The following is a 23,678-nucleotide window of genomic DNA, read 5'->3' as shown; positions in this document are numbered from 1 at the left end:
GCCCCGCCCCCACCACCACGACGACGGGAACGGTCGTACGTCGATGAGCCCCCGCGCCGGCCGGTCCGGCCCCCACACTCTCGCCTTCGTCGAGAGCCCGGTACAACTGCTCAACGTGCTGGAGTGGGCGCACGCGCACGCCCCCGGCGTGGGACTCACCCTGGTGGTGCTGTCCCCGGTGGACCCGATGACCCGCGGCCAGCTGCGCCGTATGGCGGAGCTGGCCCGCGAGGAGGGCCACGAGGTCCGCTGGGAGGAGGCGCGCGGGGGAGCGGGCGCCCCGCTGCGGACGGTCGGCGGACTGACCGGACTGCTCCGCCGGGCCTCCCGCGTCGTCCTCGGCGACCCCTTCTCCCGCTACGTCCAGCTGCTGCTGACGATCACCCGGGCCCGGGACGTCGTCGTGGTCGACGACGGCACCGCGACCATGGAGTTCGTCGGCCAGCTGGCCCGGGGCGAGCGGCTGGTGCGCTGGCACCGCAAGGGCGGCCGTCCCGGCCCCCGCGACCTCCTGCTCGCGCCCGTGTCCGCCGCCGCCCGGCGCCGGCTCACCCCGGGCGGCAGAGGGACGGTGGAGGTGTTCACCTCCATGCCCATGGAGGACACCCCGCCCGGAGTCACCGTCCGCGCCCACACGTTCGCCTGGACCCGGGACCGCTTCGGCCCGCCCCGCATCACCCGGGGCGCCGACCTGGTGGGCACCTCGCTGGTGGAGACCGGCGTGGTGGACGGCGACGCCTACCTGGAGGCCGTGCGCTCCCTGGCGAGCGCCCACGGCGCCCGGCGTTACTTCGCACACCGCCGCGAGAGCACCGAGAAGCTCCACCGGCTGGCGGTGGAGACGGGCCTGGAGATCGTCCGCCCCGAACTCCCTCTGGAGCTGATCGCCCGCCGCGGCCCCATCGGCCGTACCGTGCTCAGCTTCCCGTCCACGGTCGTCCACACCCTCCCGCTCGCCCTGACCGGCACGGACGTCCGCGTGGCGGTCTGCGACATCGACCCCGCCTGGCTGACCACGACGGCCTCCCCGCGCGCGCAGGGCTTCCTGACCGGGGTGACGGACTCGGCGCGGGACATCCAGCGGCTGCCGGCACCGGACCCGCCCCCGCTGTCCGCCAGATGAACCGGTCCGCGTGGGCTGGGCCGAGCGTGGTATCCGTGAAGGAGGCGGATGGGTGCCGGAACCCGGGCATGGCGTGACGCATGTCACGATCCGGCAGGTCATGGGGCCTCCACCCCGCAAAAAGGCGGCGAGTTTACCCATCCGGATTGACAGCTATGCGTGGGGCAGCCGGATTTTCTTCGTCTGACGGGCTGATTTTTCTTGATCGAGGGTCGGTAGTCGGCTTCGGCGCCCTACTCTTCAAAGGGTGAAACCACTGATGTCACTGGAGTCCGAGGTCGACCTCCCCGGTGGAGCGGTGCTCCCCGGAGCGTTGCCGGAGGCCCTGCGTGCCGAGCTCGTCGCGTTCCGCCGCGACCTGCACATGCACCCGGAGCTCGGCAACCAGGAGTTCCGCACCACCGCCGCGATCAAGGAGCGTCTGGAGCGGGCCGGTCTGCGGCCCCGCGTACTCTCCAGCGGGACCGGTCTGATCTGTGACATCGGAACGGACGGCGAGGCGGGCACCGACTCCGCGATGCTGGCCATGCGCGCCGACATCGACGCCCTGCCCATCCCCGACATGAAGACCGAGTGCGCCTACCGGTCCACCGTGCCCGACCGCGCCCACGCCTGTGGCCACGACGTGCACACCACCGTGGTGCTGGGCACCGGCCTCGTCCTGGCCGAGCTGCACCGCCAGGGCCTGCTGCCCCGGCCCGTGCGGCTGATCTTCCAGCCCGCCGAGGAGGTGCTGCCCGGCGGCGCCGCCGACGCCATCGCGGACGGCGCGCTCGACGGCATCGGCCGGATCATCGCCGTGCACTGCGACCCCCGCGTCGACGCCGGGAGGATCGGGCTGCGCCAGGGCCCCATCACCTCCGCCTGCGACCGGCTGGAGATCACCCTCGACGGCCCCGGCGGGCACACCGCCCGCCCGCACCTGACCACGGACCTGGTCACCGCCGCCGCCCGCGTCGTCACCGACGTGCCCGCCCTGGTCGGCCGGCGGGTCGACAGCCGCAGCGGACTCGCCGTGACCTGGGGCAGGATCGAGTCGGGCCACGCGCCCAACGTCATCCCGCAGCACGCCGAACTGTCCGGAACCGTGCGCTGTCTGGACCTGGAGGCGTGGCGGCAGGCCCCCGACGTCGTGGTCGCGGCCATCGACGAGGTGGCCAACCTGCACCGCGCCAAGTCGGAGATCAACTACGTCCGCGGCGTCCCCCCGGTGGTCAACGAGGCCGGGGCCACGGAACTGCTGCGCGACGCGATGATCGCCCGGCGCGGGGTGGAGTCCGTCGAGGGCACCCAGCAGAGCCTCGGCGGCGAGGACTTCTCCTGGTACCTGGAGCGCGTCCCCGGCGCCATGGCCCGCCTCGGCGTCCGCACCCCCGGCGAGCGCACCGTGCGCGACCTGCACCAGGGCGACTTCGACGTGGACGAGCACGCGATCACCGTGGGCGTGGAACTCTTCACCGCGGCAGCCCTCCTGGACGCCCTGCGCTGACCGATCCAGCCCGCACAGAACAGCCCCTTTGGAGGAGCGGGGTCCGGGGTGGAGCCCCGGGGCCGGGACGGGAAGGGGCGGCGGGGGCGAAAACCCCCAGGCCCGGCCCAGCACCCCGGCGCACCCGCACACCCCACCACCCGCACACCGCACCCACCCCGGCCACCCCACCCGCCCCCCTCCGCTTGCGCGCCGCGCAGCGGAGGGGCAGCGTGAACCCCGTGCAGGCGCGCGCAACCTACCGATCGCCCGGTGCGGCCCCCTACGGCCCCGCGGTTCACAAGGACGTAACCGGCCATCGGCACGAATGGATAACGGCACCGCGGAACCCCGTTCCCAGGAGTGTCTACGCGCGTTAATGTGCGCCGAACCGAGCACCCGCTGCGGGGCTTTGGAGAATGGGGAGCTTCAGATGCGTCGGATATCCAAACTGACCCGCGTCGCGGTGGGGGTCGCCTCGCTCGCACTCGCCGCCACCGCCTGCGGCGGTACCAGCAGTGACAACAACGACAGCGGCGGCTCCAAGGAAGACCTCGGCCTCGCCATCGCCTACGACATCGGCGGCAAGGGCGACCAGTCCTTCAACGACGCCGCCTTCGCCGGTCTGACCAAGGCCAAGGACGAGTTCGGCTACAAGACCGCCGACGTCGAGCCCACCGAGGGCGAGACCGACGCGGACAAGGAGCAGCGGCTCGCCTCGCTGGCCCGCCAGGGCTACAACCCGGTCATCGGCGTCGGCTTCGCCTACGGCCCCGCGATGAAGGCCGTGGCCGCGAAGTACCCGAAGACGACCTTCGGCATCGTCGACTCCGTGGTCGAGGGCGAGAACGTCGCCTCCCTGGTCTTCGCCGAGGAGCAGGCCTCCTACCTCGCCGGTGTCGCCGCGGCCAAGGCCACCAAGACCAAGACCGTCGGCTTCGTCGGCGGCGTGGACATCCCGCTGATCCACAAGTTCCAGGCGGGCTACGAGCAGGGCGTCAAGGCGACCGACCCGGACGTCAAGGTGATTCCGCAGTACCTGACGCAGACCGCGGAGGAGGGCGGCTTCTCCAGCCCCGACAAGGGCAAGGCCGCCGCCGAGGGCCAGATCGAGAAGAACGCCGACGTCATCTACCAGGCGGCCGGTCTCTCCGGCCAGGGCGTCATCGAGGCCGCCGCGAAGGCGAAGGTCTGGGCGATCGGCGTCGACTCCGACCAGTACAAGCAGGAAGCCCTCGCCGCGTACAAGGACTTCATCCTCACCTCCGCCCTCAAGGACGTCGGCGGTGCGGTGTACGCCCTGGCCAAGTCGGTGGAGGACGGCGAGCCGCTGACCGGCACCCAGGTCTTCGACCTCAAGGTGAACGGCGTCGGCCTCTCGGAGAGCAACCCGAAGATGGCCGAGGTCCCGGGCCTCACGGACGCCGTGGCCGAGGCCAAGGAAGGCATCATCGACGGCTCCATCAAGGTCAAGACGGAGTAACGCTCCGAGCATCACGCATCGGTACGAAACGGGCGGGCGCCCTCCGGCGCCCGCCCGTTCGGCGTCTCCCGCCGGCTTCGCGGAAAGCCCCCGCCCGCTCACCCACCGCCACCCCTCGTTCGCGATCGGCAAGCCCGTGACCACGGCTCGGGACCGTGTTGGGCACGGCCGGATAACAAGGTGGACAGAAGGGGTTTTCAGGCAGGTCTACGCGCGTTAATCTGCGGCGAAGCCAGCGCCGTAGCTGAACCGTCCCGGCGCTTTGTACGACTAGGAGCACCACACATGCGCCGGATTTCCCGGATCACGGTCGCAGGCGCAGCGACCGCCTCCCTGGCCCTCGCCCTCTCCGCCTGCGGCGGCACCTCGACCTCGTCGGGCTCGTCGGACTCGAAGGAGGACAAGGGCCTCGCCATCGCGTACGACGTCGGCGGCAAGGGTGACCAGTCCTTCAACGACGCCGCGTACGCGGGCCTGGAGCAGGCGAAGAAGGAGTTCGGCTACAAGACCGCCGACGTCGAGCCCACCGACGGCGAGACGGACGCGGACAAGGAGCAGCGCCTCGTCTCGCTGGCGAAGCAGGGCTACAACCCGGTCATCGGTGTCGGCTACGCCTACGCCGCCGCCGTGAAGGGTGCCGCGGAGAAGTTCCCCGACACCACCTTCGGCATCGTCGACGACGCCACGGTCGAGGCCGACAACGTCGCCGACCTGGTCTTCTCCGAGGAGCAGGCCTCCTACCTGGCCGGCGTCGCCGCCGCCGAGAGCACGAAGACGAACGTCGTCGGCTTCGTGGGCGGTGTGAACATCCCGCTGATCCACAAGTTCCGTGCGGGCTTCGAGCAGGGTGTCAAGGACACAAACTCCAAGGTCAAGGTCATCTCGCAGTTCCTGACGCAGACCGCGGAGGAGGGCGGCTTCTCCAGCCCCGACAAGGGCAAGGCCGCCGCCGAGGGTCAGATCGAGAAGAAGGCCGACGTCGTCTACGCGGCCGCCGGCCTGTCCGGCCAGGGCGTCATCGAGGCCGCCGCCGCCAACGAGGTGTGGGCGATCGGTGTCGACTCCGACCAGTACCAGCAGGAAGCCCTCGCCAAGTACAAGGACTCGATTCTCACCTCGGCGATGAAGGACGTCGCCAAGGCGGTGTACAACCTGGCGAAGTCGGTCGAGGACGGCAAGCCCGCGACCGGTATCGTCAAGGGCGATCTGAAGACGGGTGAGGTGAGCCTGTCGAACTCCAACCCGAAGTTCGCGGACGACGCCGAGCTCCAGGAAGCCATCAAGACGGCCAAGGAGAAGATCATCAGCGGCGAGATCAAGGTCAAGTCGAGCTGAGTAACCCTCTGAACCACCGTGGGGTTGCGACCGCTGGACGGGGTACGGGGAGCCGGGCTCCCCGTACCCCGTCGGTCAGGGGCGCCACCCCTTTGTATGCCGTAGGGGCGCTACGCGCGTAGACGGCCCCCGTCCCCAGGAGAGTGCGTCATCAACGCGTCCAGCAGCCCTCCGGCCGGAGCGGCGGTCAACGATTCGGTGACCGCCGTGGAGCTCGCCGGGATCACCAAGCGCTTCCCCGGCGTCGTCGCCAACCACGACATCCATCTCACCGTCCGCAAGGGCACCGTCCATGCCCTCGTCGGTGAGAACGGCGCCGGCAAGTCGACCCTGATGAAGATCCTCTACGGCATGCAGAAGCCGGACGAGGGCACCATCACGATCCACGGCGAGAAGGTGAGCTTCTCGTCCCCCGCCGACGCCATCGCGCGCGGCATCGGCATGGTGCACCAGCACTTCATGCTCGCCGACAACCTCACCGTGCTCGAGAACGTCGTCCTCGGCAGCGAGAAGCTCCACGGCATCGGCGCCAAGGCCCGCCGCAAGATCAAGGAGCTCTCCGACCGCTACGGCCTCGGCGTCCGCCCCGACGTCCTGATGGAGGAGCTCGGCGTCGCCGCCCGTCAGCGCGTGGAGATCCTCAAGGTCCTCTACCGCGGCGCCACCACCCTGATCCTCGACGAGCCCACCGCCGTCCTGGTGCCGCAGGAGGTCGACGCCCTCTTCGACAACCTGCGCGAGCTCAAGGCCGAGGGCCTGTCGGTCATCTTCATCTCCCACAAGCTGGGCGAGGTCCTCTCCGTCGCCGACGAGATCACCGTCATCCGCCGCGGCACGACCGTCGGCACCGCCGTCCCCGCCGAGACGACGCCGCGTCAGCTCGCCGAGCTGATGGTGGGCAGCGAACTGCCCACGCCGGAGACGGCCGAATCCACCGTCACCGACCGCCCCGTCATCACCGTCGACAAGCTGCGCCTGACGGCCGACGGCGGCAAGGCGCTGCTCGACGACATCTCCTTCACCATCCACGAGGGCGAGGTCCTCGGCATCGCGGGCGTCGAGGGCAACGGCCAGACCGAACTGGTCGACGCCCTGATCGGCCTGCGGCACGCCGACTCCGGCGTCATCCGGCTGGCCGACGAGGAGATCACCGCCTGGCCCACCCGCAGGCGCCGCGAGCAGGGCATCGGCTACATCCCCGAGGACCGCCACCGCCACGGCCTGCTCCTGGAGGCCCCCCTCTGGGAGAACCGCATCCTCGGCCACGTCACCGAACGGCCCAACGCCAAGGGCATCTGGCTGGACCCGAAGTCCGCCCAGGAGGACACCCGCCGCATCGTCGAGACGTACGACGTCCGCACCCCCGGCATCGACGTCACCGCGGCCTCCCTCTCCGGCGGCAACCAGCAGAAGCTGATCGTCGGCCGCGAGATGAGCCACAAGCCGCGCTTCCTGATCGCCGCCCACCCCACCCGCGGTGTGGACGTCGGTGCGCAGGCCGCCATCTGGGACCACATCCGCGAGGCCCGCCGCGAGGGCCTGGCCGTGCTGTTGATCTCCGCCGACCTGGACGAGCTCATCGGCCTGTCCGACACCCTCCGCGTGATCTACGACGGCAAGCTGGTCGCGGATGCCGACCCGGCCACCATCACCCCGGAGGAACTCGGCACCGCCATGACCGGCGCCGCCGAGGGCCACCTCGAACACGACGAGACCCCCGAGACCCCGGGCACGACGTCCAAGTCCCCCGAGTCTCCGGAAGACGAGGCCCGCTGATGAAGAAGTTCGACAAGGAGCGCGTGCTCCTCGCCGTGGCCGGGCCGGTCATCGCGCTCGCCGTGGCCTTCGTGCTGAGCGCGATCGTGCTGGTCGCCTCCGGCAAGAACCCGGTCGAGCCGTTCGCCCTCATGTTCGAGCAGGCCGGCTTCTCGGACATCCAGGTCCTGATCATCAACCAGGCGTCGATGTACTACATCGCGGCCCTCGCGGTCGCCATCGGCTTCCGGATGAACCTGTTCAACATCGGCGTCGACGGCCAGTACCAGCTCGGCGCCATGATGGCCGCCATCGTCGGCGCCCACATGAACCTGCCGGCCGCCCTGCAGATCCCGCTGCTGCTCCTCACCGCCCTGTTCACCGGCGCCTTCTGGGCCGGCATCGCCGGCGTCCTCAAGGTCACCCGCGGCGTCAGCGAGGTCGTCGCGACGATCATGCTCAACGCCATCGCGACCTCCGTGATCGGCTACCTCTGGCTGCCCACCGTCTTCGGCGTCAAGGTCGGCAACAACAACACCACCGGCGAGATGTACGAGTCCGGCTGGATCCCCGGCATCGACATGGGCGCGGCCGGCGAGATCTACGGTCTGGTGGTCCTCGCCGTCCTGCTCGGCATCGGCTACTGGGTCGTCCTCAACCGCACCCGCTTCGGCTTCGACCTGCGCGCCTCCGGCGCCTCGGAGTCCGCCGCCTCCGCCAGCGGCGTCGACCCCAAGCGCATGGTCCTCACCGCCATGCTGCTCTCCGGCGCCATCGCCGGTCTCGCGGGTCTGCCGATCCTGCTCGGCGACTCCCACACCTACAACCTCAGCTTCCCGACCGGCATCGGCTTCCTCGGCATCGGCATCGCCCTGCTCGGCCGCAACAGCCCGGTGGGCATCGCCTTCGCCGCCCTGCTGTGGGCGTGGCTCGACAAGGCCTCGCCCGAGCTGGACTTCCACGGCTACGACAAGGAGATCGCGGTCATCATGCAGGGCCTGATCGTTCTCTCCGTCGTGGTCTCCTACGAGGCCGTCCGCGAGTGGGGCCTGCGCCGCCAGCAGCGCCGCGTCGGCGCGGAGCTCGCCGCGGGCCATGTCCTCGGCGCCAACAACACCACGAAGGAGGTGGCCGGCCGATGACCGCTCCGACCACAGCGACCGACGTCAACCAGCCGTCGCTGCAGCACGCACCGAAGGCCGGCCGCCGCCTGTCCTGGCCCGTACTGCTCCTGGTCATCGCCGGAGCCCTGGCACTGACCTCGATCGTCCGCCTGATCACCGGCGCGAACGGCATCACCAACGTCAGCCAGATGTCCACCGCCCTCCAGCTCGCCGTCCCGATCGGCCTCGCCGGTCTCGGCGGCCTGTGGGCCGAGCGCGCGGGCGTCATCAACATCGGCCTCGAAGGCATGATGATCCTGGGCACCTGGTTCGGCGCCTGGGCCGGATTCCAGTGGGGCCCGTGGACCGGCGTCCTGGTCGGCGTCATCGGCGGCTGTCTCGGCGGCCTGCTGCACGCGATCGTCACCGTCACCTTCAACGTCAACCACATCGTCTCCGGTGTGGCGATCAACATCCTCGCCCTGGGCGCCACCCGCTACCTCGCCCCGCTGGCCTTCGTCGGCCACCAGGGCGGCTCCGCCAAGCAGTCCCCGGCGGTCGACTCGCTCGGCCACTTCACCGTGCCGGGCCTGTCGGAGGGACTGAGCGACCTCAACGACAGGGGCTGGTTCTTCATCTCCGACATCGCGGGCCTGCTCGGCGGACTGGTCACCGACGTCTCCTGGCTGACCCTGATCGCCGTCGCGCTCGTCCCCGCCACCTGGTGGATCCTGTGGCGCACCCCGTTCGGTCTGCGGCTGCGCTCCTGCGGCGAGAACCCGGTGGCGGCCGAATCCCTCGGCGTCAACGTCTACAAGTACAAGTACCTCGCCGTGATCATCTCCGGCGGTCTGGCCGGCCTCGGCGGTGTCTTCCTGTCCATCGTGGCCAACCCCTTCTACCTGGAGGGCCAGGTCAGCGGACGCGGCTTCATCGGCCTCGCCGCCATGATCTTCGGCAACTGGATGCCGGGCGGCCTCGCCATCGGCGCCGGCCTCTTCGGCTACACCGACAGCCTCAACCTGCGCGGCGGCTCCGCCAACGTGCACGCCCTGCTGTTGCTCGGCGCGCTGCTGCTGCTCATCGGCGCGATCTGGCTGGTCATCCGCAAGAAGTACGTCAACGCCGCGATCACCCTGGTCATCGGCGCCCTCGTCTTCGCCTGGTACGCCGGCACCAACGAGGTCCCCAACCAGGTCGTCGCCGCCACGCCGTACGTCATCACCCTCGTCGTCCTCGCCCTCTCCGCACAGCGGCTGCGCATGCCGAAGGCCAACGGCATGCCGTACCGGAAGGGACAGGGCAAGTGACCGACGCCGACGTCGACTGGGAGGCGCTGCGCGCCGTCGCCCGCGAGGCCATGACCCACGCCTACGTCCCCTACTCGGGGTACCGGGTCGGTGTCGCGGCCCTCGTCGACGACGGGCGCACGGTGTCCGGCTGCAACGTCGAGAACGCCTCGTACGGTCTCGGCCTGTGCGCCGAGTGCGGCCTGGTCTCGGAGCTGCACCGCACCGGCGGCGGCCGGCTCACCCACTTCACCTGTGTGGACGGCAACGGCGAGATCCTCGTCCCGTGCGGCCGCTGCCGCCAGCTGCTGTACGAGTTCGGCGGCACCGGACTGCTGCTGGAGACCCCGGAGGGGATCCTGCCGCTGTCGGAGATGCTGCCCCAGGCCTTCGGCCCGCAGCACCTCACCAAGTAACTCCCGTGCGGCCCCTCCGCGCGACTGCCGACACCGTCGGTACCGTCGACCGGAGGGGCCGCGCCCTTCGCACCCCGGAAGGAACCCGAGCCATGGCCATGGACGCCATCTCCGTCATCCGCACCAAGCGGGACCGCGGCGAACTCAGCGACGAGCAGATCGACTGGGTGATCGACGCGTACACCCGCGGGGAGGTGGCCGACGAGCAGATGTCGGCCCTCGCCATGGCGATCCTGCTCAACGGCATGAACCGGAGCGAGATCGCCCGCTGGACGGCCGCGATGATCGCCTCCGGCGAGCGCATGGACTTCTCGTCCCTGTCCCGCCCCACCGCCGACAAGCACTCCACCGGCGGCGTCGGCGACAAGATCACCCTGCCGCTCGCGCCCCTCGTCGCGGCCTGCGGCGCGGCCGTCCCGCAGCTCTCCGGCCGCGGCCTCGGCCACACCGGCGGCACCCTCGACAAGCTGGAGTCCATCCCCGGCTGGCGCGCCCTGCTCTCCAACGAGGAGATGCTGTCCGTGCTGGACGGCACCGGCGCGGTGATCTGCGCGGCCGGCGACGGACTGGCCCCGGCGGACAAGAAGCTGTACGCCCTCCGGGACGTCACCGGCACGGTCGAGGCGATCCCGCTCATCGCCTCCTCCATCATGTCCAAGAAGATCGCGGAGGGCACCGGCTCCCTCGTCCTGGACGTGAAGGTCGGCACCGGCGCCTTCATGAAGACGATCGAGGACGCCCGCGAACTCGCCCGCACCATGGTCGGCCTGGGCACCGACTCCGGAGTGAAGACCGTCGCCCTCCTGACCGACATGTCCACCCCGCTCGGCCTGACCGCCGGCAACGCCCTCGAGGTCCGCGAGTCCGTCGAGGTCCTGGCGGGCGGCGGCCCGGCGGACGTCGTCGAGCTGACCCTGGCCCTCGCCCGCGAGATGCTCGACGCGGCCGGCCTGCGCGACGCCGACCCGGCGAAGGCCCTCGCCGACGGCTCCGCCATGGACGTCTGGCGCCGCATGATCGCGGCCCAGGGCGGCGACCCGGACGCCGAGCTGCCGGTGGCCCGCGAGCAGCACGTGGTGAAGGCCCCGTCCTCCGGCGTGCTGACCCGCCTCGACGCCTACGACATCGGCGTCGCCGCCTGGCGCCTCGGCGCGGGCCGCGCCCGCAAGGAGGACCCCGTGCAGGCGGGCGCGGGCGTCGAACTCCACGCCAGGCCCGGCGACCGGGTGACCGAGGGCCAGCCCCTCCTCACCCTCCACACGGACACCCCGGACCGCTTCGACTACGCGCTCCAGGCGGTCGAGGGCTCCTACGACATCGCGGCCCCCGGCACCGACTTCACGGCCACCCCCGTCGTGCTGGAACGTATCGCCTGACCAGCGGTTTCCCCGATCGGGTGAACGGGACCGGCGGACCCCCGCCGGTCCCGTTCGCCGTGCTGGGATCGGTGACGCACCGATAGGAGACCGCTGTGTCCGCACTCACCGTCAGTCAGGAGCCCGACCAGCACTGGGACGACCTCGTCCGGTTCTGGGATGGGATGGAACGGCCCGAGGGCAGCAAGGTGGAGATCATCGACGGGATCATCACCGTGTCACCCCCTCCCGCGTACCGCCACCACCTGATCACGGCAAGCATCCAGCGTCGCCTCTACTCCGTGGTCCCCAGGGACCGCGGAATCTTCCAGACGCTGGCCGTCGCCGTGCCCTCGCGTCTGGGCATGCTCATCCCCGATCTTGTCGTGGCCCCCGTGCGGGACCACACCGAATCGGACACCCACATCCCCGCCGCCCTCGCCGAGCTCGTCGTCGAGGTCACCTCGAAGTCCACCGCCCGCGACGACCGCGTGGGCAAGCTCGCCGCCTACGCCACCGCGGGCATCCCGCTGTATCTCCTGGTGGACCGCTGGGCCTCCGACGGGCCGACCGCGACCCTCCACGGTGCCCCCGAGGGAGCCGTCTACCGCCCGCTGAGTACCGCGAAGTTCGGCGAGCCGATCAAGCTCCCCGCCCCGTTCGACCTCGTCATCGACACCGGCGAGTTCCCCGACACCTGAATCACCCCAGCAGCGCCGCCACCACCACGAGAACCGGCACCGACAGCACCGTCGACACCAGGATCGCCTCCCGGGCCAGCTTCTCGCCCACGCCGTAGCTGCTCGCGTAGGTGAACAGGTTCTGCGCGGCCGGCAGGGCCGAGGTCACCACCACGTCGAGCAGATGCGCCCCGCGCAGACCGAAGACGCCCACCGCCAGGACCCAGGCGGCCAGCGGCTGGCCCACCGCCTTCAGCGCCACGGCGAGGAGAACGGCCCCCCGGTCACCGCCCCGCAGGGGCAGCGTGCTGCCGCGCAGCGAGATACCGAACGCGAGCAGCACGGCCGGAACCGCCATGTTGCCGATCAGGTTCACCGGGTCCCACACCGGCCCCGGTATCTCCACCCCGGCCGCCGACACCGCCACCCCCGCCAGCGACCCCACCGCGATCGGGTTCCGCAGCGGGGTGAGCAGCCGCCGCCACAGCGGCTCCTTCCCGCCCGCCGTCGACAGGTCCAGAATCGTCAGCGCGACCGGCGTGACCCCCACCAGCTGGAACAGCAGCACCGGCGCCACGAGCGAGGCATCGCCCAGCACGTACACGGCGATCGGGATGCCGAGGTTGCCGGAGTTGACATAGCTGGAGCACAGGGCGCCGATGGTGGTACGGGCCACGCCCCAGCGGCGTACCACACCCACCGCGACGAAGATGCCCGCCACCGCCGCCGTGCTCAGCGCGGTGACCAGCAGGCGGCCGGAGAAGACCACCGACAGATCGGCCCCGGCCAGGGTGGTGAACAGCAGGGCCGGCGACGCCACGTGGAAGGCCAGCTTCGTCAGGACATCGCCGCCCTGGGCCCCCAGATGCCCCCCGCGCCCGATGACATAGCCGACCCCGATGACGACGGCGATCACCAGAAACCCGCTCAGCACCCCCTGCACGGCGGCTCCTCGCGGGGGCGGAGGGCACCGGGCGGCACGGGCGGGAAGGATCTCTGGCACATGCGGCCAACCCTCCGGGGGAGGCCGCGACCAGGTCAATGTGATCCTCGCGGCGCTCCTCGCGATGAGTTACGCGCACCCGCGCGGTCTACCCGTCGTGGACGCCATGACACCGCCCGTACTCGTACTCAGCGGCCCTCTCACCCGGGACGAGGTGAACGGGCCGTGCGAGGCGCTGCGGACGCTCCTGGACAGCGGCGGAAGACGAGGGACGGGCGGAGTGGTCGTCTGCGATGTCGGCGGGCTCGGACCACCCGGTCTCGCCGCCGTGAACCTCCTCGCCCGGCTCCAGCTCACGGCCCGCCGGGCCGGAGGCCGGATACGGCTGCGCGACCCCTCCCCGGCGCTATGCGTCCTGCTCGACCTGGTCGGCCTCCGCTTCGAGATGGAGGGGCAGCCCGAACAGCGGGAACCACCGCTCGGTGTCCAGGAAGCAGTGGAACCCGGTGATCCGGCCGTCTGAGATCTCCAGCACCTGGACCGCCCACGGCGTGTAACCGCCGGCCTCCGGGTCGGGCTTGTACTGCGCGAACCCCGGCAGCCCGTTGACCTCCACCGGGACCAGCCGCGAGTTCGCGCAGGGGGCGCCCAGCGTCGTCATGAAGCCCGTGATGTCGTCGGCGCCGGTCAGCCACAGGTCGAACGGCGGCATCGTCATGATGGCGTCCTCGTGCAGCAGCGCGGTCAGCGCCGACATGTCGTACCCCTCGAACGCCGCCACATAGCGCTCGAGCAGCTTCTGCTGCTCCTCGTCCAGCGGGTCGGACACCGACGCCTCGGCGCCGGGCTGCTGCCGCTCGGCGAGCGTCGCCCGGGCCCGCTGCAGCGCGCTGTTGACCGACGCCACGGACGTGCCCAGCAGCTCGGCCACCTCGCTCGCCTTCCAGGCCAGCACCTCGCGCAGGATCAGCACCGCCCGCTGTTTGGCCGGCAGCTGCTGGAGCGCGGCCATGAAGGCCAGCCGCACCGACTCCTTGGCGACCGCCGCCTCCGCCGGGTCGGCGGGCGTGGGCAGCACCCGGGAGTCGGGCATCGGCTCCAGCCAGGTGTTGTCCGGGCGGGGCGAGAGGGCGGCCTGCGCCAGCGGCGTGGACTCCGTGAGGTCCATCGGGCGGGCCCGCTTGTTGCCGGCGGTCAGCATGTCCAGGCACACGTTCGTCGCGATGCGGTAGAGCCAGGAGCGGAGGCTGGAGCGGCCCTCGAACTTCTCGAAACTGCGCCAGGCGCGGATCATGGTGTCCTGCACCGCGTCCTCCGCCTCGAAGGACGAGCCGAGCATCCGGTAGCAGTACCCGGTCAGCTCGACCCGGTACTCCTCCAGCCTGGCGTCCACATCGGTCGTCGTCGCCGTGCCGTTCGTCATTCCACCCACCCCATGTGGCCTCTTCGTGGCGCACCATCGCACCCACCACTCCGGAAGCTACCGCAGCCCACTGACAACGGCCCGCCGAGCAGGCGAACCCACAGGTCAACGGCGGTGCCCCGCACGAGACGCTTTCTCGCCCGTCCGGCACAATCCAGCCCCTCCGGCGTTCGAGGAGCGGGGTCCGGGGCGGAGCCCCGGGTCGGGACGGGAAGGGGCGGCGGGGGCGAGAGACATCGTCAGGCCGGCCGCAGGGCCGCCCGTGCCGCCGCCCGCGTCCCGGCCAGGGTGATCGCCGCGACGCCCGCCACCGCCACCAGCCCGACCGCCACCGTGCCGCCCCAGCCCCCCGCGTGGAACGCCAGCGCCCCCACCGTGCTCCCCGCACTGGAGCCGACGTAGTAGGCGGACTGGTACAGCGCCGACGCCTGCGCACGCCCCACACGCGCGGTCTTCCCGACCGCCGACGACGCCACCGCGTGCCCCGCGAAGAACCCCGCGGTGATCAGCACCAGCCCCAGCAGCACCAGCGTCAGCGACCCGGCGAGCGACAGCAGCAGCCCCACCGCGGTCGTCCCCCCGCCCGCGTACAGCGCACCCCGCCGCCCCAGCCGGTCCACCAGCCGCCCCGCGGCCGAAGCCGAGACCGTGCCCACCAGATACACCAGGAACACCGACCCCACGACACCCTGCGGCAGCGAGAACGGCGCGTCGGTCAGCCGGTACCCGATGACCGTGTACACACCCCCGAAGACCGTCATGAACAGCGCGCCGATCGCGAACAGCCGCCGCAGCAGCGGGTCGGCCAGGTGCCCGCGGACGGTACCGACGAGCACACGCGGCCGCAGCGAGCCCGGACGGAAGTGCCTCGGCGCCGGCAGCAGCAGCCGGAAGGCCACCGCGCACGCCACCGCGAGCAGCCCGATCACCCCGACGGCGACCCGCCAGCCCCACTCCTGCGCCACCCAGCCGGTGATCACCCGGCCGCTCATCCCGCCGACACTGTTGCCGGCCACGAACAGCCCGATCGCCGTCACCAGTGCCTTGGGCGTGACCTCCTCCGCGAGATACGCCGTCGCCGACGCGGGCAGCCCGGCCAGCGCCGCGCCCTGCAGCGCCCGCAGGGCCACCAGCACGCCCAGCGACGGGGCGAAGGGCACCAGCAGTCCGACGGTCACCGCGACGGCGAGCGACCCCGTCATGACGGTGCGCCGTCCGAACCGCTCCGACAGCGCGCTCATCGGCAGCACGAACAGCGCCAGACCGCCGGTCGCCGCCGACACCGTCCAGCTCGCGTCGCCCGCGCTCACCGCGAAGTCGGCGGAGACCAGCGGCAGCAGGGCCTGGGTGGAGTACAGCAGCGCGAACGTCGCGACACCCGCGAGGAACAGGGCCAGACTCATCCGGCGGTAACCGGGCCTGCCCGGAGACATCCGGGACGCGGAGACGGGCGGCGGGGCCGAGGGAGAGGAGGGAGCGGAGGGAACGGAAGCGACGGCGCCCACGCTGGTGGACGCCCCGGTACTGGCGGGAGTCATGCCACGAAACTACGTACGCTCCCGCTCATCCGTCCAATGCATGGAATCGCCATAATCGTTCCCATGGAGCATCAGCAGAGGTCACGGAGACGGCTGTCACAGACCAGTGACACACGAGACACGGACGACATGGCGAGGCTGCTCGCGCCCCGACTCGCCCACTTCGCCGGCGTCGCCCGCACCGAGCACGTCACGCGCGCCGCCCAGGAGATGCAGGTACCGCAGTCCACGCTCTCCCGGGCCATGGCCCGCCTCGAACAGGACCTGGGTGTCCTGCTGTTCGCCCGCCACGGCCGCACGGTCTCCCTGACCCCGGCCGGCCGCACCTTCCTCACCTCCGTCGAACGCGCCCTCGCCGAGATCGGACGCGCCGCCGAGGAGGTCCGCGCCGACGCCGACCCCGCCACCGGCAAGGTCGCCTTCGGGTTCCTGCACACCATGGGCGCCGAGACCGTGCCCGGCCTGCTGCACGCCTTCCGCGCCGACCACCCGCGTATCCGCTTCAGCCTCGTCCAGAACTACGGCGAGGCCATGCTGGAAGGCCTCCGTGCGGGCGAACTCGACCTGTGTCTGACCTCCCCGGTGCCCGACGCCCCCGACCTCGTCGCGCGCCGCCTCGACGAGCAGAAGCTGCGCCTGGTCGTCCCCGCCGACCACCGCCTCGCCGGCCGCCGCCGCGTCCGCCTGGCCGAGGCCGCCGACGAGACGTTCGTGACGCTGGAACCCGGTTACGGGCTGCGCCGCATCACCGACGACCTCTGTGCCCAGGCCGGCTTCAGGCCCCGTATCGCCTTCGAGGGCGAGGAGGCGGAGACCCTGCGCGGCCTGGTCGCCGCCGGCCTGGGCGTGGCCCTCCTCCCGCCACCGCCCTTCCCCCGCCCGGGTGTGGTCGAACTGACGGTCACAGCCCCCCGGGCCGCGAGGGAGATCGGCGTGGCCTGGCCGGCGGGCCGCCCGGACACACCTCCGGTAGCGGCCTTCAAGAAGTTCCTGCTCAGCAAACGGGGCACTCTGCTGCCGTGAGAAGGGGGTGCCTGGCTGTCGACGCAGGGGCAGCACACACAGGGGCGCGGCGAACTGCGAGACCGGCCACCGACGGCTCGCGCCCGCCGCCGAACAGAATCCCCCACGGCGCTACCGCCGCCGCAACGACTTCCCGAACCCCGCCGCGAGCGGCATCCGCAACCCCAGCGGCGGAGGCGCCGCCAGGGCATCCTGCACGGGCCGTGAGAACGCCCGCCCGAACAGCGTCCCCATCACGAAGTCCTCGGCCAGCGCCAGCACTTCGTCCCGGTACTGGCTCAACCCGTGCCCGTCCGCGTGGACCTCGAACCGGCACACCTCCCGGTTCGCCTTCTTCGCCCGGGCCGCCAGCCGGAACGACAACTCGGGATCGGTCCGCGCGTCGTTCGTGCCGTGCACGATCAGCACGCGCCGCCCGACGAGCTGTTTCACCGGTTCGGGTGGTGCCGCCACATCCTCCTCGGGAAGCCAGGGTGCCAGCGCCAGCACGGAGTTGACGGCCTCGTGGCCCCCCGCGCGGAGCGCGGCCCTGCCGCCCATGCCGGAACCGACCAGGCAGACGGGCACGTCCCCGTAGCGCCGTACGGCCTCGTCGGCGGCCCAGGCGGCGTCGTGGGCGAGGTGGGCCTCGCTGCCGTTCCAGCCCCGGTAGCGGTAGTGGACGACGTGGGTGGCGAGGCTCTGCTCCCGTCCCGCGCGGGTGAGGCGGCGTCCGAGCCCCCGTACGGAGGCGGCCGCCAGCATGGGCGACGGCCGCCGAGCGGACACCTCCTCGCCGCCGGGGAGCAGCAGCACCACACCGCCCACCTCGGTCGGCTCCGGGCCGAGCACCCTCCCCAGCCGGGCCGTGCGCACCGGCGTCGCTTGCTGTGCCATGACAGAACATTCTCAGAAGCGGCGGTGTACCCGACCCGTCCGTGCGGTCACCGTTGCGTATCGACCACCTCGCACACGTCGCACACCCGGTGATCTACGCGCGTAGGCGTTAGAGTGCGGAAATGACGAGCCAGACCATCGCGAACACCCCGACCGCGGACCAGATCCGCCGGGCGCCCAAGGTCCTGCTGCACGACCACCTCGACGGCGGACTGCGCCCCGGCACCGTCGTCGACCTGGCCCGTGAGACCGGCTACACCGGCCTTCCCGACACCGACCCCGACAAGCTCGCCCTCTGGTTCCACCAGGCCGCCGACTCCGGTTCCCTCGAGCGGTACCTGGAGACGTTCTCGCACACCGTCGGCGTCATGCAGACCCGCGACGCCCTCGTCCGGGTCGCCGCCGAGTGCGCCGAGGACCTGGCCGAGGACGGCGTCGTCTACGCCGAGGTCCGTTACGCCCCCGAGCAGCACCTCGACGGCGGACTGACCCTCGAGGAGGTCGTCGAGGCGGTCAACGAGGGCTTCCGGCTGGGCGAGCGGCGCGCCAGGGACAACGGCCGCCGCATCAGGGTCGGCGCCCTGCTCACCGCGATGCGGCACGCCGCCCGCGCCCTGGAGATCGCCGAACTCGCCAACCGCTACCGGGACCTGGGTGTCGTCGGCTTCGACATCGCGGGCGCCGAGGCCGGCTACCCGCCCACCCGGCACCTCGACGCCTTCGAGTACCTGAAGCGGGAGAACAACCACTTCACCATCCACGCCGGCGAGGCGTTCGGGCTGCCGTCCATCTGGCAGGCCCTGCAGTGGTGCGGCGCCGACCGGCTCGGTCACGGGGTGCGCATCATCGACGACATCGAGGTCCGTGACGACGGCACCGTTCATCTCGGCCGGCTCGCCTCCTACGTCAGGGACAAGCGCATCCCGCTGGAGCTGTGCCCCAGCTCCAACCTCCAGACCGGCGCGGCCGCCTCGTACGCCGAGCACCCGATCGGTCTGCTGCGCCGGCTGCACTTCCGGGCCACCGTCAACACCGACAACCGCCTCATGTCCCACACCAGCCTGAGCCGGGAATTCGAGCACCTGGTCGACGCCTTCGGTTACACGCTCGACGACCTGCAATGGTTCTCTGTCAATGCGATGAAATCAGCGTTCATCCCTTTCGATGAACGACTGGCCATGATCAATGACGTCATCAAACCCGGATATGCAGAACTGAAATCCGAATGGCTGTTCCGGCAGGCCGCCTCCACCAGCGGTTCTGCGGAATCGGAGAGCTGAACAGCGCGTCCCCGGGAAGGGTGAACCCACACGGTGTTCACCATCCGTCCGCATTTCGATGTTTGCGGCGGGCGGTGCCGCATGTTTACCGTCACAGCACCGCTCACATCCCCGTATCCCATTTCGAGGACGCATTTACATGAAGCAGTCTGCTGCCAAGACCCTCGGTGTCGCCGCTCTCGGTGCCGCCTTCGCCGCAGCCGGGGCGGGCGCCGCCAACGCGGCCCCGGCCGTCCCGGACGCCGCTCCGGCGCTGGACACCGTCACCCAGGCCGTTCCGGCGGAGCGGCTGTCCGGCGCGGTGCCGGGCTCTTCCGAGGCGCTGGCGACGGGCCAGGAGGTGGCCGGCACCGGCGTGGCGGCCGTCCAGCCGGTCGCCGAGCAGGCCGGCCCGGGCGTCCCGGGCGCCGGCCTCCTCGGGGGGCTGCCGGTGAACCAGCTGCCCACCCAGGGCCTCTCGGTCAACGGCGTTCCGCTCGGCGGCTGAACCGCCAGGCACCACGGCCGATGGGGCGCACCCGGACTCGGGGTGCGCCCCATCGGCGTACTCGCGGGGAGATGGTTCTCAGGGTCTTCCGGTGTCCGCGGCTACCAGGCCGTCCGCGCCTTCTCCTCCGAGGGCAGCAGCACCCACAGTGCGATGTACAGCAGGAACTGCGGTCCCGGAAGCAGGCACGACGCCAGGAAGATCACCCGCATCGTGGTCGCGGAGGTGCCGAAGCGCCGGGCCAGCGCGGCGCACACTCCGCCGATCATGCGGTCGTTGGTGGGGCGGGCGAGGCGGCTCATGACGGCTCCTTCGTGGGCGGTGCGAGGCCTCCCTGCCGGCTGCCTCGGTGCACTCCACGTTACGGAGACGAAGGGGGCAAAGCGTCGCTCCATGGGGCGATCCCGACCCTGGGAATCGTCGGGGTCCGCCCCTGATGCATCTCCTCCGGGAGGAGGGCGGTGACGGGCGTGTGTCCGTCCCTGCGGCGCAGCCAGGCGCGTCCCGCGGGCACCACGGCCGCATGCGCGAGCGCCGCACCCGCCGTGTTCAGCAGCAGCGAGTCGACGTCCACGACCTGCCCCGGCACCGCGGTCTGCAGCATCTCCACGGCCAGCGACACCAAGGCGGTCGCGGTCATGGTGCGGATCAGCGACCCCAGCCGGGAGACGCACAGTCGCCCGCCGGCCATCGGCAGCAGCACACCCAGCGGCGCCAGCAGCGCCATCGCCTCACCGGTCCGGCGCAGCCCCGTGGCCCAGCCCAGCGCGAAATCGGCCCGGATACCGTCGAACGGCCGCAGATTCGCCGGCATCACCCAGGGGACGTCCAGCGGGCGCAGCGTGTACCAGGCGACGAACGCGAGATACGCGGCCAGGAGGAGCCCCCCTGTCACACGGATGCGGAATGCGGCGGTGCCGCCGATGAAGCCTTGACGCTGCACGCCCCCCAAGACGCGGCGTTCGGCACGATCGGTTCCGGGATGTCACCCGTTCAACGGGTGAGGCATGCGCCACAGTGCCGCACACCGCGCCGGCCCGCCCGCGCTCAGCCCTCGGTGGCCTCCGAGGAGGGCGGATCGTCCTCGCCCGGACGGGAGCGGACCTCGTCCGTGCACTTGTAGCGCCGCGGCCGGCTGTCGTCCGGGCCGCCCAGGATCACCGAGCCGTCGCTCTCGGCCGCCGCCGAGTCGGTGAAGGTGCACACGATCTGCGCCAGCGCGGACGAGGACAGGCTCCCCGGCGCGGCGCTCAGCCGCAGCGTGTCCTCCGGGTCGCCGGGCCGCGGACCGCTCACCGTCGTCCCGGGCCGTACCCGCGTCGTGTACCCGGCCTCCCGCTCGGCGGCGGACGGCGCCTGCGACAACTCGTCCAGCAGCCCCTGCGCCACCAGCACCCGCCGCGCGTCCGCCGCACCGTCCGGCACCCGTACCGTCCGGTCCACCGCCACCAGCGACGACCCGCACAGCAGGAACACCTGCACCGGAAGCCCCCGCACAGCCTGCGTCGACACCTCCGGCTCGGCCAGCGAGCAGCGCACCCGCGACGGCGCCGGACCGAAGTCGGTCGGCACCTCCGTGGCCCGGATCCCGCACCCCGCCAGCAGCACCCCGAGCGCCCCGGCGGCCAGCAGCCCCCGTCCGCCCCGCAGGGCCGCGCTCCCCGCCGTCGTCCGCCGTACGTTCATCGGGCGTCCCCCTCGGCGCCTTCGTCCCCGGCGTCGCCGGTCTTCCGAGACGGATGCCGTGCGGACACGTCCCGCGGCAGCCGCAGTGTGAAGACGGCGCCGCCCTCCGGGGAGTTGGCCGCGGTGATCTCACCGCCGTGGATATGGGCGTTCTCCAGCGCGATGGACAGCCCCAGTCCGCTGCCCTCGGAGCGCGGCCGGGAGGCACTCGCCTTGTAGAAGCGGTCGAAGACGTGCGGCAGGACCTCCTCCGGGATGCCCGGCCCGTGGTCCCGCACCTCGATGACCACCGTGGCCTCGTCCCCGGCGCCCTCCGCGCCCTCCGCGCCCTCCGCGCCCTCCGCGACGGACTCCCGCACCGCCACTCGCACCGGTGAACCGCCGTGCTTGAGCGCGTTGCCGATGAGGTTGGCCAGGATCACGTCCAGCCGGCGCGGATCGATCCGCGCGTGAATGCCGCGTTCGGCGTCCAGGTCGACCGCGTCCAGCCAGGCCCGCGCGTCGATGCAGGCGGTGATCTGGTCGGCGACGTCGACGTCGTCGAGCACCAGACGGGCGGTGCCCGCGTCGAAGCGGGTGACCTCCATCAGGTTCTCCACCAGGTCGTTCAGCCGCCGGGTCTCGCTCACCACCAGCCGTACCGCGGGCTGGATCATCGGGTCGATGCCGCCGCCCTCGAACTCGAGCTCCTCCTCGAGGACCTCCGTCACCGCCGTGATCGCGGTCAGCGGCGTACGCAGCTCATGGCTCATGTCCGCCACGAACCGGCGCGAGGCCTCGTCCCGCGCGGCCATGTCGGCCACCCGCTTCTCCAGCGCCTCGGCGGCCTTGTTGAACGTGCGCGAGAGATCGGCCAGTTCGTCCGTGCCCGACACCCTGAGCCTGGTGTCCAGCTTCCCCTCACCGAGCCGCCGCGCGGCCGTCCCCAGCCGCTGCACCGGCTTCAGCACGGTCGTCGCGGCGGCGTGCGCGAGCAGCGCGGAACCTATCAGCGCGAGCGCCGTGGCGATCCCCAGCGACCAGGCCAGCGAGTTGAGGTCCTTGGCCTCCGGCTCCAGCGACTTCAGCATGTAGCCGGTCGGCCCGCCCCCGATCACCCGGGTCCCCGCCACCAGGTAGGGGGTGTCGCCGTCGACCGTCCGCTGCCAGTACAGGTGGTGCGGATACTTGTTGTTCGAGGTGATCTTCTGCTGCTCGGTGACCGCGTCCCGCAACGAGGCCGGCACGTCCTTCAGCGAGAAGCCGTTGAGGCCGCCCGAACTGCCGTACACCGTCCGGCCGTCGGGATTCTCCGCGACGAGCAGTACGGTGAAGCGCTGGCTGCTCGTCGCCATCTGGCTCGCGGTGCGCTGCAGTTCGTCCTGGGTGGGACGCTCCGGCAGCGCGCCCGCCCGGTTCTGCATCTCCCGCTCGAAGTCGCGCAGCACCGCGTCCTGGGTGCGGGTCAGCACGGACTCACGGTTCAGCCAGTAGGCGATGCCCGACGCGGACACCGCCGCGGTGAGCGCGACCAGCCCGAACACCACGACCAGCCGCAATCGCAGGCTGGTGAAGCGCAGCCGTGACCAGACTCCCTTGCGCGCGGCGGACCAGCCGCCGGTCCCCCCTTGGTGCTCCTGTGTCACTGAGGCGGATCCAGCCGGTAGCCGACACCGCGCACGGTACGGATCAGCGTCGGGGACGACGGCACGTCCTCGACCTTGGCGCGCAGCCGCTGGACACAGGCGTCCACCAGACGCGAGTCGCCCAGGTAGTCGTGCTCCCACACCAGCCGCAGCAGCTGCTGACGGGACAGTGCCTGCCCCGGCCGCCGGCTCAGCTCCAGCAGCAGCCGCAGCTCCGTCGGCGTCAGCTGCAGGTCCTCGCCGTTCTTCGTCACCGTCATCGCCGAACGGTCGATGACCAGGCTGCCGAAGCTCGCCGAGTCGCTGGACTCCCGCTCGCCGCGCCGCAGCACCGCCCGGATGCGGGCGTCCAGCACCCGGCCCTGCACCGGTTTGACGACATAGTCGTCGGCCCCGGACTCCAGGCCGACCACCACGTCGATGTCGTCGTTGCGCGCGGTCAGCAGGATGATCGGCAACTGGTCCGTGCGCCGGATACGACGGCACACCTCGAACCCGTCGATGCCGGGCAGCATCACATCCAGCACGATCAGATCCGGCCGCTGCTCACGCAGCAGCTTCAGACCGTCCTCACCGCTGGCAGCGGTCGCCACCCGGTGACCCTGGCGCGTCAGTGAGAGCTCCAGGGCCGTGCGGATGGCGTCGTCGTCCTCGATCAGCAACAGGGAAGGCACGCGCTCATTCTGGCCCATGGAGGGCTCCCTGTTCGACCCGTGGGCGGCAGATGCCCATTGGGCCCGCATACGTGCCGCTACGTGCACGGACACTTGTGAAGGACCTGTGCCCCCGC

The 23,678-nt window shown here is 71.4% G+C and carries 23 protein-coding genes; 14 read left to right on the top strand and 9 right to left on the bottom strand.

The window, feature by feature from the left end:
* Window positions 1-43 precede the first annotated feature (43 nt).
* From ACZ44S_RS34775 to ACZ44S_RS34730, 10 genes are all read left to right on the top strand, one after another.
* Entirely contained in the window at window positions 44-1,123 is a 1,080-nt protein-coding gene (locus ACZ44S_RS34775; protein WP_466936603.1) for a hypothetical protein, read from the top strand.
* A gap of 259 nt (window positions 1,124-1,382) precedes the next feature.
* Complete coding sequence (locus ACZ44S_RS34770) at window positions 1,383-2,612, top strand: amidohydrolase (protein WP_466936671.1); 1,230 nt, start codon at window positions 1,383-1,385, stop codon at window positions 2,610-2,612.
* A 412-nt stretch (window positions 2,613-3,024) separates the two neighbouring features.
* The gene (locus ACZ44S_RS34765; RefSeq protein ID WP_466936601.1) at window positions 3,025-4,074 is read left to right on the top strand and encodes a BMP family lipoprotein; all 1,050 of its coding nucleotides are present in this window, start codon (window positions 3,025-3,027) and stop codon (window positions 4,072-4,074) included.
* 285 nt (window positions 4,075-4,359) lie between these two features.
* Entirely contained in the window at window positions 4,360-5,409 is a 1,050-nt protein-coding gene (locus ACZ44S_RS34760; protein ID WP_466936599.1) for a BMP family lipoprotein, read from the top strand.
* Between the two features lie 198 nt (window positions 5,410-5,607).
* On the top strand, window positions 5,608-7,185 hold the full coding sequence (locus ACZ44S_RS34755; RefSeq protein ID WP_466936597.1) for an ABC transporter ATP-binding protein: 1,578 nt from the start codon (window positions 5,608-5,610) through the stop codon (window positions 7,183-7,185).
* Window positions 7,185-8,306: an ABC transporter permease gene (locus ACZ44S_RS34750; protein ID WP_466936595.1), complete on the top strand. Its 1,122-nt coding sequence runs from the start codon at window positions 7,185-7,187 to the stop codon at window positions 8,304-8,306. The genes ACZ44S_RS34755 and ACZ44S_RS34750 overlap by 1 nt, the downstream gene beginning before the upstream one ends.
* A complete protein-coding gene (locus ACZ44S_RS34745) occupies window positions 8,303-9,577 on the top strand; it encodes an ABC transporter permease (protein ID WP_466936593.1) in 1,275 nt (424 codons plus the stop codon). Before ACZ44S_RS34750 ends, ACZ44S_RS34745 begins: the two co-directional genes overlap by 4 nt.
* Complete coding sequence (locus ACZ44S_RS34740; protein ID WP_466936591.1) at window positions 9,574-9,972, top strand: cytidine deaminase; 399 nt, start codon at window positions 9,574-9,576, stop codon at window positions 9,970-9,972. Before ACZ44S_RS34745 ends, ACZ44S_RS34740 begins: the two co-directional genes overlap by 4 nt.
* Before the next feature lie 98 nt (window positions 9,973-10,070).
* Window positions 10,071-11,348, top strand: coding sequence for a thymidine phosphorylase (locus ACZ44S_RS34735; RefSeq protein ID WP_466936669.1), 1,278 nt, complete (start codon window positions 10,071-10,073; stop codon window positions 11,346-11,348).
* 95 nt (window positions 11,349-11,443) lie between these two features.
* The gene (locus ACZ44S_RS34730) at window positions 11,444-12,028 is read left to right on the top strand and encodes a Uma2 family endonuclease (RefSeq protein WP_466936589.1); all 585 of its coding nucleotides are present in this window, start codon (window positions 11,444-11,446) and stop codon (window positions 12,026-12,028) included.
* Window position 12,029: 1 nt separating this feature from the next.
* Here ACZ44S_RS34730 and ACZ44S_RS34725 read toward each other — a convergent pair whose 3' ends face one another.
* Window positions 12,030-12,950 (bottom strand): AEC family transporter, encoded by a 921-nt coding sequence (locus ACZ44S_RS34725; RefSeq protein WP_466936587.1) that lies wholly within the window; start codon window positions 12,948-12,950, stop codon window positions 12,030-12,032.
* Window positions 12,951-13,074: 124 nt separating this feature from the next.
* Between ACZ44S_RS34725 and ACZ44S_RS34720 the strand changes: the two genes are divergently transcribed.
* Window positions 13,075-13,473 (top strand): STAS domain-containing protein, encoded by a 399-nt coding sequence (locus ACZ44S_RS34720; RefSeq protein ID WP_466936667.1) that lies wholly within the window; start codon window positions 13,075-13,077, stop codon window positions 13,471-13,473.
* On the opposite strand, the gene ACZ44S_RS34715 is transcribed toward ACZ44S_RS34720, so the two are convergent.
* Both ACZ44S_RS34715 and ACZ44S_RS34710 read right to left on the bottom strand, forming a co-directional pair.
* A complete protein-coding gene (locus ACZ44S_RS34715) occupies window positions 13,357-14,373 on the bottom strand; it encodes a sigma-70 family RNA polymerase sigma factor (protein ID WP_466936585.1) in 1,017 nt (338 codons plus the stop codon). The two genes, ACZ44S_RS34720 and ACZ44S_RS34715, sit on opposite strands and share 117 nt — an antisense overlap.
* A 239-nt stretch (window positions 14,374-14,612) precedes the next feature.
* Complete coding sequence (locus ACZ44S_RS34710; protein ID WP_466936583.1) at window positions 14,613-15,911, bottom strand: MFS transporter; 1,299 nt, start codon at window positions 15,909-15,911, stop codon at window positions 14,613-14,615.
* A gap of 63 nt (window positions 15,912-15,974) precedes the next feature.
* Here ACZ44S_RS34710 and ACZ44S_RS34705 point away from each other — a divergent pair, with 63 nt between their 5' ends.
* Complete coding sequence (locus tag ACZ44S_RS34705; protein ID WP_466936581.1) at window positions 15,975-16,934, top strand: LysR family transcriptional regulator; 960 nt, start codon at window positions 15,975-15,977, stop codon at window positions 16,932-16,934.
* Window positions 16,935-17,045: 111 nt separating this feature from the next.
* Here ACZ44S_RS34705 and ACZ44S_RS34700 read toward each other — a convergent pair whose 3' ends face one another.
* The gene (locus ACZ44S_RS34700; protein ID WP_466936579.1) at window positions 17,046-17,810 is read right to left on the bottom strand and encodes an alpha/beta hydrolase family protein; all 765 of its coding nucleotides are present in this window, start codon (window positions 17,808-17,810) and stop codon (window positions 17,046-17,048) included.
* A gap of 122 nt (window positions 17,811-17,932) precedes the next feature.
* Here ACZ44S_RS34700 and ACZ44S_RS34695 point away from each other — a divergent pair, with 122 nt between their 5' ends.
* On the top strand, window positions 17,933-19,090 hold the full coding sequence (locus tag ACZ44S_RS34695; RefSeq protein ID WP_466936577.1) for an adenosine deaminase: 1,158 nt from the start codon (window positions 17,933-17,935) through the stop codon (window positions 19,088-19,090).
* A 139-nt stretch (window positions 19,091-19,229) separates the two neighbouring features.
* A complete protein-coding gene (locus ACZ44S_RS34690; RefSeq protein WP_466936575.1) occupies window positions 19,230-19,577 on the top strand; it encodes an ATP-binding protein in 348 nt (115 codons plus the stop codon).
* Window positions 19,578-19,678: 101 nt separating this feature from the next.
* Here ACZ44S_RS34690 and ACZ44S_RS34685 read toward each other — a convergent pair whose 3' ends face one another.
* The 5 genes from ACZ44S_RS34685 to afsQ1 form a co-directional block, all read right to left on the bottom strand.
* A complete protein-coding gene (locus ACZ44S_RS34685; protein WP_466936573.1) occupies window positions 19,679-19,879 on the bottom strand; it encodes a PspC domain-containing protein in 201 nt (66 codons plus the stop codon).
* Window positions 19,880-19,938: 59 nt separating this feature from the next.
* Window positions 19,939-20,520 (bottom strand): VanZ family protein, encoded by a 582-nt coding sequence (locus ACZ44S_RS34680; protein ID WP_466936571.1) that lies wholly within the window; start codon window positions 20,518-20,520, stop codon window positions 19,939-19,941.
* Window positions 20,521-20,624: 104 nt separating this feature from the next.
* Window positions 20,625-21,263 carry a hypothetical protein gene (locus ACZ44S_RS34675; protein WP_466936569.1) on the bottom strand — a complete coding sequence of 213 codons (639 nt, stop codon included), beginning with the start codon at window positions 21,261-21,263 and terminating at the stop codon, window positions 20,625-20,627.
* Window positions 21,260-22,888 (bottom strand): ATP-binding protein, encoded by a 1,629-nt coding sequence (locus ACZ44S_RS34670; RefSeq protein WP_466936567.1) that lies wholly within the window; start codon window positions 22,886-22,888, stop codon window positions 21,260-21,262. The genes ACZ44S_RS34675 and ACZ44S_RS34670 overlap by 4 nt, the downstream gene beginning before the upstream one ends.
* The gene (afsQ1, locus tag ACZ44S_RS34665; protein WP_029394402.1) at window positions 22,885-23,562 is read right to left on the bottom strand and encodes a two-component system response regulator AfsQ1; all 678 of its coding nucleotides are present in this window, start codon (window positions 23,560-23,562) and stop codon (window positions 22,885-22,887) included. Before afsQ1 ends, ACZ44S_RS34670 begins: the two co-directional genes overlap by 4 nt.
* Window positions 23,563-23,678 lie beyond the last annotated feature (116 nt).

This window comes from Streptomyces malachitofuscus (assembly GCF_055571035.1).
Note: the sequence above shows the minus strand (reverse complement) of the source record. Positions and strands in the feature narration are given on the sequence as shown.

Coding starts and splice junctions, on each gene's coding strand:
- ACZ44S_RS34775 (WP_466936603.1), top strand. CDS start 44: ATGAGCCCCCGCGCCGGCCGGTCCGGCCCCCACACTCTCGCCTTCGTC.
- ACZ44S_RS34770 (WP_466936671.1), top strand. CDS start 1,383: ATGTCACTGGAGTCCGAGGTCGACCTCCCCGGTGGAGCGGTGCTCCCC.
- ACZ44S_RS34765 (WP_466936601.1), top strand. CDS start 3,025: ATGCGTCGGATATCCAAACTGACCCGCGTCGCGGTGGGGGTCGCCTCG.
- ACZ44S_RS34760 (WP_466936599.1), top strand. CDS start 4,360: ATGCGCCGGATTTCCCGGATCACGGTCGCAGGCGCAGCGACCGCCTCC.
- ACZ44S_RS34750 (WP_466936595.1), top strand. CDS start 7,185: ATGAAGAAGTTCGACAAGGAGCGCGTGCTCCTCGCCGTGGCCGGGCCG.
- ACZ44S_RS34745 (WP_466936593.1), top strand. CDS start 8,303: ATGACCGCTCCGACCACAGCGACCGACGTCAACCAGCCGTCGCTGCAG.
- ACZ44S_RS34735 (WP_466936669.1), top strand. CDS start 10,071: ATGGACGCCATCTCCGTCATCCGCACCAAGCGGGACCGCGGCGAACTC.
- ACZ44S_RS34720 (WP_466936667.1), top strand. CDS start 13,075: ATGAGTTACGCGCACCCGCGCGGTCTACCCGTCGTGGACGCCATGACA.
- ACZ44S_RS34715 (WP_466936585.1), bottom strand. CDS start 14,373: ATGACGAACGGCACGGCGACGACGACCGATGTGGACGCCAGGCTGGAG.
- ACZ44S_RS34710 (WP_466936583.1), bottom strand. CDS start 15,911: ATGACTCCCGCCAGTACCGGGGCGTCCACCAGCGTGGGCGCCGTCGCT.
- ACZ44S_RS34705 (WP_466936581.1), top strand. CDS start 15,975: ATGGAGCATCAGCAGAGGTCACGGAGACGGCTGTCACAGACCAGTGAC.
- ACZ44S_RS34700 (WP_466936579.1), bottom strand. CDS start 17,810: ATGGCACAGCAAGCGACGCCGGTGCGCACGGCCCGGCTGGGGAGGGTG.
- ACZ44S_RS34695 (WP_466936577.1), top strand. CDS start 17,933: ATGACGAGCCAGACCATCGCGAACACCCCGACCGCGGACCAGATCCGC.
- ACZ44S_RS34690 (WP_466936575.1), top strand. CDS start 19,230: ATGAAGCAGTCTGCTGCCAAGACCCTCGGTGTCGCCGCTCTCGGTGCC.
- ACZ44S_RS34685 (WP_466936573.1), bottom strand. CDS start 19,879: ATGAGCCGCCTCGCCCGCCCCACCAACGACCGCATGATCGGCGGAGTG.
- ACZ44S_RS34675 (WP_466936569.1), bottom strand. CDS start 21,263: ATGAACGTACGGCGGACGACGGCGGGGAGCGCGGCCCTGCGGGGCGGA.